General features: G+C 70.2%; 10 protein-coding genes. 8 read left to right on the top strand and 2 right to left on the bottom strand.

Features of this window, described 5'->3' with window-relative positions:
* Positions 1–96 precede the first annotated feature (96 nt).
* Positions 97–1,488 carry an argininosuccinate lyase gene (gene argH / locus EZ313_RS14555; RefSeq protein WP_135264007.1) on the bottom strand — a complete coding sequence of 464 codons (1,392 nt, stop codon included), beginning with the start codon at positions 1,486–1,488 and terminating at the stop codon, positions 97–99.
* 87 nt (positions 1,489–1,575) lie between these two features.
* Between argH and EZ313_RS14550 the strand changes: the two genes are divergently transcribed.
* From EZ313_RS14550 to EZ313_RS14535, 4 genes are read left to right on the top strand one after another with little or no spacing between them, the layout of a single operon-like run.
* Positions 1,576–2,616: a sensor histidine kinase gene (locus EZ313_RS14550; RefSeq protein ID WP_135264006.1), complete on the top strand. Its 1,041-nt coding sequence runs from the start codon at positions 1,576–1,578 to the stop codon at positions 2,614–2,616.
* A 16-nt stretch (positions 2,617–2,632) separates the two neighbouring features.
* Positions 2,633–3,376 (top strand): LytR/AlgR family response regulator transcription factor, encoded by a 744-nt coding sequence (locus EZ313_RS14545; protein ID WP_135264005.1) that lies wholly within the window; start codon positions 2,633–2,635, stop codon positions 3,374–3,376.
* Positions 3,377–3,415: 39 nt separating this feature from the next.
* A complete protein-coding gene (locus EZ313_RS14540; RefSeq protein ID WP_135264004.1) occupies positions 3,416–4,609 on the top strand; it encodes an AI-2E family transporter in 1,194 nt (397 codons plus the stop codon).
* Between the two features lie 23 nt (positions 4,610–4,632).
* Positions 4,633–5,397, top strand: coding sequence for a TerC family protein (locus EZ313_RS14535; protein ID WP_135264003.1), 765 nt, complete (start codon positions 4,633–4,635; stop codon positions 5,395–5,397).
* A gap of 6 nt (positions 5,398–5,403) precedes the next feature.
* On the opposite strand, the gene ppc is transcribed toward EZ313_RS14535, so the two are convergent.
* Entirely contained in the window at positions 5,404–8,223 is a 2,820-nt protein-coding gene (ppc, locus tag EZ313_RS14530; RefSeq protein WP_135264002.1) for a phosphoenolpyruvate carboxylase, read from the bottom strand.
* Positions 8,224–8,305: 82 nt separating this feature from the next.
* Here ppc and hemC point away from each other — a divergent pair, with 82 nt between their 5' ends.
* Genes hemC through EZ313_RS14510 form a run of 4 tightly spaced genes read left to right on the top strand, consistent with a single transcriptional unit; the run spans position 8,306 to position 12,315 of the window.
* Positions 8,306–9,208 (top strand): hydroxymethylbilane synthase, encoded by a 903-nt coding sequence (gene hemC / locus EZ313_RS14525; protein ID WP_135264001.1) that lies wholly within the window; start codon positions 8,306–8,308, stop codon positions 9,206–9,208.
* A 7-nt stretch (positions 9,209–9,215) separates the two neighbouring features.
* On the top strand, positions 9,216–9,980 hold the full coding sequence (locus EZ313_RS14520; protein WP_135264000.1) for a uroporphyrinogen-III synthase: 765 nt from the start codon (positions 9,216–9,218) through the stop codon (positions 9,978–9,980).
* Positions 9,980–11,056 carry a uroporphyrinogen-III C-methyltransferase gene (locus EZ313_RS14515; RefSeq protein ID WP_135263999.1) on the top strand — a complete coding sequence of 359 codons (1,077 nt, stop codon included), beginning with the start codon at positions 9,980–9,982 and terminating at the stop codon, positions 11,054–11,056. Before EZ313_RS14520 ends, EZ313_RS14515 begins: the two co-directional genes overlap by 1 nt.
* 5 nt (positions 11,057–11,061) lie before the next feature.
* Complete coding sequence (locus EZ313_RS14510) at positions 11,062–12,315, top strand: heme biosynthesis protein HemY (protein WP_135263998.1); 1,254 nt, start codon at positions 11,062–11,064, stop codon at positions 12,313–12,315.
* The last annotated feature ends 56 nt before the right edge of the window (positions 12,316–12,371 follow it).

The following is a 12,371-nucleotide window of genomic DNA, read 5'->3' as shown; positions in this document are numbered from 1 at the left end:
CGGGACGCATCCGGGTGACTGCCTGCGGCGTAGCCCGCCTCCGGCGGCCGAAAAAAAAGCCCGCGAGTGCGGGCTCTTGTTGCTTCGGAGGCCCGGTCAGCCCAGTCGCTGCCGGTGCCGGGCGATCTGCGCACGCACCTGCGCCGGCGCGGTGCCGCCTTGGACCTTGCGCGCATCGAGCGAGCCGCGCAGCGACAGCACATCGAACACGTCGGGCCCGATGGAGGCGTGGAACTGCTGCAGCGCCGCGAGCGGCAGCTCCGACAGGTCACAGCCCTGCTGCTGCGCCGCCTTGACCGCGCGCGCCACCGTCTCGTGCGCATCGCGGAAGGGCAGGCCCTTCTTGACCAGGTAGTCCGCGAGGTCGGTGGCCGTGGCGAAGCCCTTGCGCGCCGCCTGCTCCATGGCTTCCGTGTTGACCGTGATGCCGCCCATCATCTCCACGAAGATGCGCAGCGTGTCCTTGAGCGTGTCCACCGTGTCGAACAGCGGCTCCTTGTCTTCCTGGTTGTCCTTGTTGTAGGCCAGGGGCTGCCCTTTCATCAGCGTGATCAGGGCAACCAGGTGTCCCGCCACGCGGCCGGTCTTGCCCCGCGCCAGCTCCGGCACGTCCGGGTTCTTCTTCTGCGGCATGATCGACGAGCCGGTGGTGAAGCGGTCGGCGATGCGGATGAAGCCGAAGTTCTGCGACATCCAGAGCACCAGTTCCTCGGACAGCCGGCTGACGTGCACCATCGCCAGCGTGGCGGCGGCGGTGAATTCGATGGCGAAGTCCCGGTCGCTCACCGCGTCCAGCGAGTTCTCGCACACGCCATCCATTCCCAGCGCCTTCGCGACGGCCTGCCGGTCCAGCGGGTAGCTGGTGCCCGCCAGCGCCGCGGCGCCCAGCGGCAGGCGGTTGACCCGCTTGCGCGCGTCCGCCATGCGCTCGGCGTCGCGCGCGAACATCTCCACGTACGCCAGCATGTGGTGACCGAAGCTCACGGGCTGTGCGACCTGCAGGTGCGTGAGGCCGGGAAGGATCACCTCCGCGTTGTTCTCCGCCAGGGCGAGCAGCGCCTTCTGCAGTTCCGCCAGCAGCCCGGCGATCAGGTCGATCTCGTCGCGCAGCCAAAGGCGCACGTCCGTAGCCACCTGGTCGTTGCGGCTGCGGCCGGTGTGCAACCGCTTGCCGGCGTCGCCCACGAGCTGCGTGAGCCGCGCCTCGATGTTCAGGTGCACGTCCTCCAGGTCCAGCTTCCATTCGAAGCCGCCGGACTCGATCTCCTGCTGGATCTGCGCCATGCCGCGACGAATGTCCGCCACGTCCTGGGCCGGGATGATTCCCTGCGCCGCCAGCATGCCGGCGTGGGCCAGCGACCCCTGGATGTCGGCGCGCCACAGGCGCTGGTCGAAGCCCACGCTGGCCGTGTAACGCTTGACCAGGTCGCTCATGGGTTCGGAAAAAAGAGCCGACCAGGCCTGGGATTTGTGATCGAGTTGAGACATACGGGGGCCGCGCGGGTGGTGGGCGAGCACGGAAGCAGCTTCTGGCTCGGCAATTCACCAATAATTTGGGCTCCAGCCCGCCTCACGATGAAAGACTCGCAAATTTTATCGGCCTTCTCGGACCTGCCGGACCCGCGGCGGGTCGCGGCCGCGCGCCGCCAGGTGCTGCTGTTCGACGCCTGCCAGGTCGGCGTGGTGCTGCGCGCCGTGCTGTTCGTCGAGTCCGTGGTGGGGGTGGGCGCGATGTTCGGCGCGGCCGACACCCGCGAATGGCTGGTGCGCGTGGGCATCCTGAGCGGCGCCGCGCTGCCCGCCACGCTGGCCTGGCTGGTGGTCGCGTGCAGCCTCAAGCGGCTGCTGGCCCGCCTGCCCGCCTGGGGGCAGCACGTGTTCGGGATCGCGCTGGGGGCTCTCGCCGGCGTGTTCGGCTGCGGACAGGTCGCGATGGTGACGATCCAGGGCTCGGTGCCCTGGGTCGCTTGCGCGTTCTCGGGGGCGCTCCTGGCCAGCGCGCTGATGGTGGCCCTGGTGCTGCGCGCCAAGGGCCGCATGCCGGCCCAGACGGCGGCGCGGCTGTCTGAACTGCAGGCGCGCATCCAGCCGCATTTCCTGTTCAACACCTTGAACAGCGCCATCGCGCTGGTACGCGAGGACCCGGCTCGCGCCGAGACGATCCTGGAAGACCTGAGCGATTTGTTCCGCCATGCGCTCACGGAGCAGGGCGAGGCGGTCACGCTCAAGGAGGAGGTGGCGCTCGCGCGCCGCTATCTCGCCATCGAGGAGGTCCGCTTCGGCGACCGCCTGCGCGTCGAGTGGTCGATCGATCCGGCCGCCGGGTCGGCCAAGGTGCCGCCCCTGTTCCTGCAGCCGCTGGTGGAGAACGCGGTCAAGCACGGTGTCGAGCCCAGCGCGAACGGCGCGGAAGTCAAGATCAGCACGCAGCGCCGTGCCGGCACCGTCGTCATCAAGGTCACCAACACGGTGCCGGCGGGCCAGGGCCGGCCGGGGCACGGCGTGGCGCAGGACAACGTGCGCGACCGCCTTCGCCTCCTGCACGACCTTGAGGCGCAGTTCCGCACGGTGCTGAAGGACGGCATCTACCAGGTCAGGATGGAGGTTCCGGGATGAGCGCGGAGGTATTCAGATGATTGAGGGGCTGCGGGTTCTGGTTGTCGACGACGAAGCGCTGGCGCGATCGCGCCTTCGGACCTTGCTGGGCGACTGCCGCTCGCCGGCAGCGGTGGTGGCGGGCGAGGCGGCCAACGCGACGGAGGCCATGGAGGCCCTGCGCCGAGGCAGCTTCGATGCGGTGCTGCTGGACGTGCGCATGCCCGGCGCGGATGGGCTGGCCCTCGCGCAGGCGCTTCGCGGCACGTCGCTGGAGCCGGCCATCGTCTTCGTCACCGCGCATTCGGAACACGCGGTCGCCGCGTTCGACCTGGAAGCGGTCGACTACCTGACCAAGCCGGTGCGTCTCGACCGCCTGCAGCTCGCCTTGCAGAAGGTGGAGCGGCTGCTCGCCGCCCGCCGCGCGGCGACCGGCGACGGCGAGCAGACGCTGGTGATCCAGGACCGGGGTAGGACGGAGCGCGTTCCGCTGTCGGAGGTTCTCTATTTCAAGGCCGAACTGAAGTACATCACCGTCCGCACGGCAGGCAGAAGCTATATCCTTGACGCCTCGCTCAGCGATCTCGAGGAGCGCCACGCAACGCAGTTCCTGCGCATCCATCGCAACGCGCTGGTGGCCAGGCGGGCGGTGCGGGCGCTCGAAAAGCACGACGACCCCGAAGAGGGCGAAGGCTGGGCGGTGCGGCTCAACGGCATCGATGAGCTGCTGGCGGTGTCGCGGCGGCAGCTCACGGCGGTGCGGGACGCGCTGACGCGGTAGGGAGGGCATGGGGGCTCGGAACGGCGAGGCATTGTCCCCATGAACCAGGAGCAGCAGGTCGAAACGGTCCTCGAGGCGGTGCCGCCGCGCGAGGCGATCGATCCCACGGCCCCTCCGCACGTGGTGCTGCACGGGACGGCCGACGTCCGCAACCTCGCGCTTGTCGTGCTCGCCACCATCGCGGTGCTGGCCGTGCTGCGCTGGGGCAGCGCCTTCTTCATCCCCCTGATGCTCGGATTCGTCTTCTACTACGCGCTCTCGCCGGTGGTGGAGGCGATGGTGCACTTGCGAATCCCGCGCTCGCTTGGCGCCGGCGTGCTGATCCTGGCCATCCTGTTCGGCGGCGGTGCGGCGATCTGGTCACTGGCCGACGACGCCAATGAACTCATCGAATCGCTCCCCGCGGCGGCCGAGCGCGTGAAGGACAAGGTGCAGCAGCGCGCCAGCGGCAAGCCCACGCCGCTGGAGCCGGTGCAGAAGGCCGCGGCCGAACTGGAAAAGGCGGCGGAAGCCGCAAACAACAACGGCCAGGCGGGCCCGCAGACGCCGCGTGGCGTGCAGCGGGTGGTGGTGGAGAAACCGCGCTTCGACATCCGCGAGCACCTCTGGTCGGGCACCGTGGGGCTCGTCAGCCTGGTGGGGCAGGTCGTGCTGGTCACCTTCCTCACGTACTTCCTGCTCCTGTCGGGCGATATGTTCCGCCGCAAGCTGGTGAAGATCACCGGGCCCGGCCTGACGCAGAAGAAGCTGACCGTGCAGGCGCTGGACGAGATCAACGTGCAGATGCAGCGCTACCTGCTGGTGCAGCTGCTCGCGAGCGTGGGTGTCGGGGTCGCGACGGGCGCCGTCTTCGCATTGCTGGGGCTCAAGCACGCGGCCGTGTGGGGCGTGGCCGCCGGCATCCTGAACCTTGTGCCGTACGTCGGGTCGATCCTGGTCACCCTGGCCGCGGGCGTGGTGGCGTTCATGCAGGCCGGCGAGCTCGAGCTGCCCCTGATGGTGGCCGGCAGCTCGCTGCTGATCAACACGGTCGAAGGCTACCTGCTGGTGCCCTGGCTCACGAGCAAGGCCAGCCGCATGAACGCCGTGTCGGTGTTCATCGGCGTGCTGTTCTGGGGCTGGCTGTGGGGCGTGTGGGGACTGCTGCTGGGCATTCCCATCATGATGGTGATCAAGGCGGTCTGCGACCGCGTGGACCACCTCAAGCCCGTGGGCGAACTGCTGGGAACCTGACCGAAGAACCGGGGAAGAACGGGATGATGGAACTGCTGACCGATCCGCAGGCGTGGATCGCGCTGCTCACGCTGACGGCGCTCGAACTAGTGCTGGGGATCGACAACATCGTGTTCATCTCCATCCTGGTGGACAAGCTGCCGCCGGAGCGCCGCGAGACGGCACGGCGTATCGGCCTGTTCATGGCCATGTTCATGCGGCTGGGGCTGCTGATGGTGCTGGCCTGGATCATCGGGCTGACGGCGCCGCTGTTCACGGTGCCGCTGTTCGATCACGAGATCTCCGGCCGCGACCTGATCCTGATCGCGGGCGGCCTGTTCCTGATCTGGAAAAGCACAGGGGAGATCCACGCCTCGCTCACGGGCGAGGAGCACCACGAGCAGACGAAGGTTCGTTCCACCTTCGGGGCCGTCATCATCCAGATCATGCTGGTCGACGTCGTCTTCTCGCTCGATTCCATCATCACCGCGGTCGGCATGGTCGACGAGCTGGCGGTGATGATGGCCGCCGTGGTGCTGTCGGTGGGGATGATGATGCTGTTCGCCGGGCCGATCGGCCGCTTCGTGTCGGCGCATCCGACCATCAAGATGCTGGCGCTGTCGTTCCTGATCATGGTCGGCATGGTGCTGGTGGCCGACGGGCTGGAGTTCCACGTGCCCAAGGGCTACGTGTACTTCGCGATGGCGTTCTCGGTGGCGGTGGAGATGCTCAACCTGCGGCTGCGCCGCCGCATCACGGTGCCGATCGCCGACCGCCAGGAATACGAGCGCCGCGCGCAGCAGCGCTGACCGCCCTCAACCGGTATTGCGCAGCCCCGCCGCGATGCCGTTGATCGAGATGTGGATGCCGCGCTGCACCCGGTCGTCGGACTGGCCGGCGCGGTAGCGTCGCACCAGCTCCACCTGCAGGTGGTGAAGCGGGTCGATGTACGGGAACCGGTGGCGGATCGACCGCTGCAGCGCAGGGTTGCCGGCCAGCCGCTGCCGCTCGCCGGTGACCTGGGCCAGCGCATCCACGGTGCGGTGCCACTCGGCCTCGATGGCCGCGAAGATGCGCTTGCGCAGCCGCGCGTCGGCCACCAGCCCTGAGTAGCGCGAAGCCAGCGCCAGGTCGCTCTTGGCCAGCACCATGTCCATATTGGACAGCAGCGCGCGGAAGAACGGCCACTGGCGGTACATCTTCTGCAGCAGGGCCAGCGCTTCCTTGCGGGGCAGTGCCGGGTCGCCGTGCAGGAAGGCCTGAACGGCCGCGCCGAAGCCGTACCAGCCGTTGAGCGTCGCGCGGCACTGGCCCCAGCTGAAGCTCCAGGGAATCGCCCGCAGGTCCTCGATGCGCTGGCTGGGCTTGCGCGACGCGGGTCGCGAACCGATGTTCAGTTCGGCGATCTCGCGGATCGGCGTCGCGCCGAAGAAGTAGTCGGTGAACCCCGGCGTCTCGTACACCAGTGCGCGATACGCCTTCATGCTCGCGGCCGACAGCTTCTCGGCGGCATCCAGGAAGGCCTTGGGCGCGGGCTTGGTCGGCTGCAGCAGCGTCGCCTCCAGCGTCGCCGCGACCAGCGTCTCCAGGTTGCGCCGTCCGATCTCCGGATTGGCGTACTTGGAGCCGATCACCTCGCCCTGTTCGGTCAGGCGGATCTGGCCGCGAACGGTGCCCGGCGGCTGCGCCAGGATGGCCTGGTAGCTCGGCCCGCCGCCGCGGCCCACCGTGCCGCCGCGGCCGTGGAACATGCGCAGCTGTATCCGGTGGCTGGCCGCCAGTCCGTCGAACAGTTCCACCAGTGCGATCTCGGCGCGGTACAGCTCCCAGTTGCTGGTGAAGATGCCGCCGTCCTTGTTGCTGTCGCTGTAGCCGAGCATCACGTCCTGCTCGGCGCCCGAGCGCTGCACCATGCGCGCGACGCCCGGCAGCGCGTAGAACTCGCGCATGATCGGCGCGGCCTGGCGCAGGTCCTCGATGGTCTCGAACAGCGGCACCACGATCAGATCGGTGATGGCGGCGTCGTCGAGCGTGCCCCGCAGCAGTCCCACTTCCTTCTGCAGCAGCAGCACTTCCAGCAGGTCGCTCACCGCCTCGGTGTGGCTGATGATGTAGTGGCGGATCGCGTCGCGGCCGTACTGCGCGCGCATGCGCAGCGCCGTCTCGAAGATGGCGATCTCGCCGCGGGCGTGTTCGGAGTAGGTCGCACCCACCACGCGCAAGGGCCGCGCGTCGCACAGCAGGCGCATCAGCAGCTCGCGCCTCGCAGGCTCCGGCAGCCTTGCGTAGTCGCGCTCGATGCGTGCGACCGAAAGCAGCTCCGCGATGACCGCCTCGTGCTGGTCCGAACTCTGTCGCAGGTCCATGGTGGCGAGGTGGAAGCCGAACACCTCCACCGCGCGGATCAGCGGCTGCAGCCGATGCGTCACCAGCGCGCCCGAGTGGCCGGCCAGCAGCGAAGCGCGGATGGTGCAGAGATCCCGGTGGAACTCCTCGGCCGTTCGGTAGGGGTTCTGCGGGGGCAGCAGGTGCCGCGCCGCGTCGCCCCCCGTGAACTCGTTCAGCGTGGCGGCCAGCCGCGAGTACATCGCGGCCAGCGCGCGCCGGTACGGCTCGTCCTCGCGGTGCTCGTTGTGGTCGGGCGATCTTTCCGCGAGGTCCCTCATCTCGGGGGTGACGTCCACCAGCATCGCGGAGATCGACAGCTCGCGGCCGAGGAAGTGCACCTCCGTCAGGTAGTGCCGCAAGGCGACCTCGCATTGCCGGCGCAGAGCCTGGTCCAGCGTCTGGGCGCTCACGTTCGGGTTGCCGTCGCGGTCGCCGCCGATCCACATGCCCATCCGAAGGAAACTCGCCACGGGCTGCGAGCCCAGCTCGCGTTCCAGGTGGGCGTACAGGCGCGGGATCTCGCGAAGGAAAGTCGCCTCGTAGTAGGAGAGGGCGTTCTCGATCTCGTCTGCGACCGTGAGCTTGGAAAAGCGCAGCAGCCGCGTCTGCCACAGCTGCATCACGCGGGCCTTGATCTGCGCCTCGTTGGCCGCGAGCTCGCGCGGTGCGAGCGCGTCCTTCGGCAGCGCTCGCGACTTGATCTCGTCCCGCTCGGCCAGCAGCTGCGCGATCTCCCGCTCGGCGTCCAGGATGCTCTTGCGCTGCACCTCGGTCGGATGCGCGGTGAGCACGGGCGACACGTAGCTGGTCGCCAGCATCTGCGAGATGGCGCGCGGCGCGATGCCCGCCCAGCGGAGGCGCGCCAGGGCCACCTCGATGCTGCCTTCCTGCGTGTCGCCCGCGCGTTCGTGCACGGCGCGGCGGCGGATGTGGTGGCGGTCCTCGGCCAGGTTGGCCAGGTGGCTGAAATAGGTGAAGGCGCGGATCACGCTCAAGGCCTGGTCGCCGCTGAGCGTCTTGAGCAGGGACTTGAGCGCCTGGTCGGCCTCGTGGTCCGCATCGCGGCGGAAGGCGACCGACAGCTTTCGGATGCGCTCGACCAGCTCGAAGGCGGCCACGCCTTCCTGCTCGCGGATCACGTCGCCCAGGATGCGCCCGAGGAGCCGGATGTCTTCGACCAGCGGACGCTCGTTGTCGCGTGCGCGCCGGGCCGGCGTGTCCGGGGCGGCCGGCGTGGATGGGGCCATGGTCTTCTCCGCGCTGCTGAATTTTTGGGCAGCGCGGATGCTAGCATCGGCTCCCTTCGCAGATTGACAGGCAGGTTACGACGTGAGCCGGTTCACCATCGCCACCCGTGAAAGCCGGCTCGCGCTCTGGCAGGCCGAGCACGTGAAATCGCTGCTCGCGCAGCACGGTCACGACGTGTCGCTGCTGGGCATGACGACCAAGGGCGACCAGATCCTGGACCGCAGCCTCAGCAAGGTCGGCGGCAAGGGCCTGTTCGTGAAGGAGCTGGAGACCGCGCTCGAGCAGGGACGCGCCGACCTCGCGGTGCATTCGCTCAAGGACGTGCCGATGGACCTGCCGCCGGGCTTCGAGCTGGCCTGCGTCATGGAGCGCGAGGACCCGCGCGACGCGTTCGTCTCGCCGAAGTTCGACAGCGTCGAAGCGCTGCCGCAAGAGGCGGTGGTGGGCACGTCCAGCCTGCGGCGCGTGGTGCTTCTTCGCGCATTCCGGCCCGACCTGCGCATCGAGCCGCTGCGCGGCAACCTCGACACCCGCCTGCGCAAGCTGGACGAGGGCGGTTACGACGCCATCGTGCTGGCCGCCGCGGGCCTCAAGCGCCTTGGCCTTGCGCAGCGCATCCGGCGGGTGTTCGAGCCGGCGCAGATGCTGCCTGCGGCCGGGCAGGGCGCCCTCGGGATCGAGGTCCGCAGCGGCAGGCCCGACGTGGTGCAGGCGCTCTCGCCACTGGTGCACCGGACGACCTGGATGGCGGTCGAGGCCGAGCGCGCCGTGAGCCGCGCGCTGGGCGGCAGCTGTTCGATGCCGCTCGCGGCGCATGCCACGCTCGAAGGCGAAGTGTTGCGATTGGATGCCGCCTGGGGCGATCCGGACCAGCCCGGCCAACTCGTGCGGGCGAAGGCCAGCGGCACCGTGGGCAGCCTCGAGGAAGCCGCCGCGCTCGGCGCCGAAGCGGCGGCCCGCCTGCGGGCCGGCGGCGCGCATTGAGGCGGCGATGCGGGTGGTGCTGACCCGCCCCCGGCAGGAGGCTTCGCGGTGGGAGCAGGCGCTGCGCGCGCAGGGCCACGACGTGCTGCTGCTGCCGCTGATCGAGATCGGACCGGCGCACGACGCGGAGTCGCTGCAGCGCGCCGGCGCCGGGCTGACCGGGTACGACGCCGTCATGTTCGTCAGCGGCAGCGCGGTCCACGGCTTCTCCCGCGACGCGCGGCTGCAGGCTCCGTGGCCTGCTGGCACGCGCGCCTGGTGCACCGGTCCGGGCACCGCGCAGGCGCTGCTCGCCGCGGGTGTTCCGGCCAACCGCATCGATTCGCCGTCGACGGATGCCGCGCAGTTCGATTCCGAAACGCTGTGGACCCAGGTGGCCGCGCAGGTGCGGCCTGGTTTTCGCGTGCTCCTGGTCCGCGGCGCCGGTGCCGACGGGCGTGCATCCGGCCGCGACTGGCTCGCCTCGCAACTGCAGGCCGCGAATGCCGAAGTGGACACGGTCGTCGCCTACACGCGCCGTCCGCCCGTCTGGAGCGACGCGGAGCGGGCCACCGCAGCGGCCGCCGCTGAAGATGGATCGATCTGGCTGTTCAGCAGTTCGGAAGCCATCGCCAACCTGCTGCAATTGCTGCCGCACTGCTCGTGGTCACGGGCCCGAGCGCTCGCCACCCACGAACGCATCGCGCAGTCTGCGCGAGACGCCGGTTTCGGTGTTGTTTGCCTGTCACGACCGGCCGAGGAGGCCGTGATCGCCACCCTAGAATCGTCTTGATGAGTGCCGAGACTGAACGCGAGTCCCCCGCCGCACCGCCCATCCCCGCCCTGGAAACGCAGCCCGTCACCGCCGACGAACGCGGCGGCGCCCGGCTGCGCCGGGTCGCGTACGGAGTGCTGCTGGGCGTGTCCGCGCTCGCCCTGATTTCGAGCGCGCTGCTCTGGCAGAAGCTGTCCACCATCCAGGAGCAGCTGGCGCGCCAGAGTGCCGATGCCGGGACCAACGCGGTGGAGGCGCGCGCGCTGGCTCGCCAGGCGCAGGAGCTGGCCCGCGACATCGCCGCGCGCCAGGCCGTGCACGAGACGCGCCTGAACGAAGTGGCGCTGCAGCGCACCCAGCTCGAGGAGCTGATCCAGAGCCTTTCGCGGTCGCGCGACGAGAACCTGGTCGTGGACATCGAGGCGGGGCTCCGTCTGGCCCAGCAGCAGGCGCAGCTGACGCTCAGCGCCGAGCCGCTGCTGGCCGCCCTGCGCACGGCCGACCAGCGCCTGGCCCGCGCCGGCGAGCCGCGCCTCGCGCGCATCCGCAGCGCGATCACGCGGGACATCGACCGCATCAAGTCGGCGGCGGTCGCCGACGTGCCGGGCATCCTGCTGCGGCTGGATGAAGCGGCGCGTCAGGTCGACGAAGTGCCTCTGGCCAACACGGTCGGACCGGCCGCAGCCCGCGGCGCCACGCGCGCCGAAATGGCGGCGCCGGCGGCCGCTCCCAGGTGGTGGCAGCAGCTGCTGGCGGGCGTGCGCGACGAAGCGCGCTCGCTGGTGCGCGTCAGCCGGGTCGACCAGCCCGAGGCGGCGCTGCTCGCGCCCGAGCAGGGCTTCTTCCTGCGCGAGAACCTCAAGCTCAAGCTGATGAATGCGCGGTTGGCGCTGCTCTCGCGCCAGATCGACGCGGCGCGCGCCGACGTGGTGGCGGCGCAGGTCGCGCTGAACAAGTACTTCGATCCGTCGGCGCGGCGCACGCAGGCGCTGTCGGCCTCGCTGCAGCAAATGCAGTCGCAGCTGCAGGTCGTCGACGTGCCGCGCATCGACGAGACGATGGCCACGCTGGCCACCGCCGGCGCGGGACGCTGAGGCCGATGCGCGCCGCCCTCTGGCTCCTGGCCCTGTTCGGCATCGCCGTCGCGGTGGCGCTGTTCGCGGGCAACAACCAGGGCACGGTCACGGTGTTCTGGCCGCCGTACCGCATCGACCTGTCGCTCAACCTCGTCCTGCTGCTGCTGCTCGCCGCGTTCCTGTTCCTGCATGCGGCGCTGCGCGCGCTGGCGGCGCTGTTCAACCTGCCGCAGCAGGCGCTGCGCTGGCGCACGCAGCAGAAGGAGCGGGGCATGCACGCGTTCCTGCTGGACTCGCTCTCGCACCTGCTGGCCGGGCGCTTCATCCGCGCCCGCAAGTCGGCCGAGGCCGCGCTGTCGCAGGAAGCCTCGCTCAGTGCAGGCGGCGCCGCGCCGGCCAACGCGGCGCAGGTGCGCACGCTCGCGCACCTGCTGGCCGCGGAGAGCGCACAGGCGCTGCAGGACCGCGCGGCGCGCGAGGAGCACCTGAAGCGGGCGCTGGAACAGGCCGGCTCGCGCGAAGGGCAGGGGACGCACGAAGGCGCGCTGATGCGCGCGGCCCGCTGGTCACTGGAGGACCGTGAGCCGCAGGCCGCCATCGGCTGGCTGCAGGGCCTGCCCACCGGCGCCGGGCGCCGCACGCTGGCCCTGCGAATGAAGCTGAAAGCGGCGCGGCTGGCGCGCCACACGGGCGAGGCGCTGGAGACTGCGCGGCTGCTGGCCAAGCACCGCGCGTTCTCCGAGGTCGCGGCGGGCAGCCTGGTGCGCGGGCTCGCCGTCGACCTGCTGAACGGCGCTCACGATCCCGCGCAGCTCAAGCGCGCCTGGGCCGAGCTGGAGCCGGCCGAGCGCCAGATGCCGGAACTGGCCATCCATGCCGCGCAGCGGATGGCCGTGCTCGGCGGCGACGCGCACCTGGCGCGCGACTGGTTGCTGCCGGTGTGGGAGCGGCAGCACCAGCTGCCCGATTCGCTCAAGGTCAAGCTCGTTTGCGCGCTCGAAGAGGGACTGGACTCCATCGACGGCGCCTGGCTGGCGCGCATCGAGGCCGCGCAGCGAGCCAACCCGCGCGATGCCACGCTGCAGTACCTGGCGGGCATGGCCTGCATGAAGCGCCAGCTATGGGGAAAGGCCCAGCAGCTCTTGCGGCAGGCCGCGCTCGGCTTGCAGGACGCGCGGCTGCACCGCAACGCCTCCAGGGCGCTGGCGCAACTGGCCGAGGAGCGCGGCGACGAGGAAGCCGCAGCCGCGGCGTGGAAGCAGGCGGCGCAGGACTGAGGGAGATGCCGTCGTCCCCGCCTTCGCGGGGGTGACGATCGCAATGAAGAAAGGGA

It is taken from the genome of Ramlibacter henchirensis (assembly GCF_004682015.1).
GTDB lineage: Bacteria > Pseudomonadota > Gammaproteobacteria > Burkholderiales > Burkholderiaceae_C > Ramlibacter > Ramlibacter henchirensis.
The sequence above is the reverse complement of the archived record's forward strand: the minus strand, read 5'-3'. Positions and strand labels throughout refer to the sequence as shown.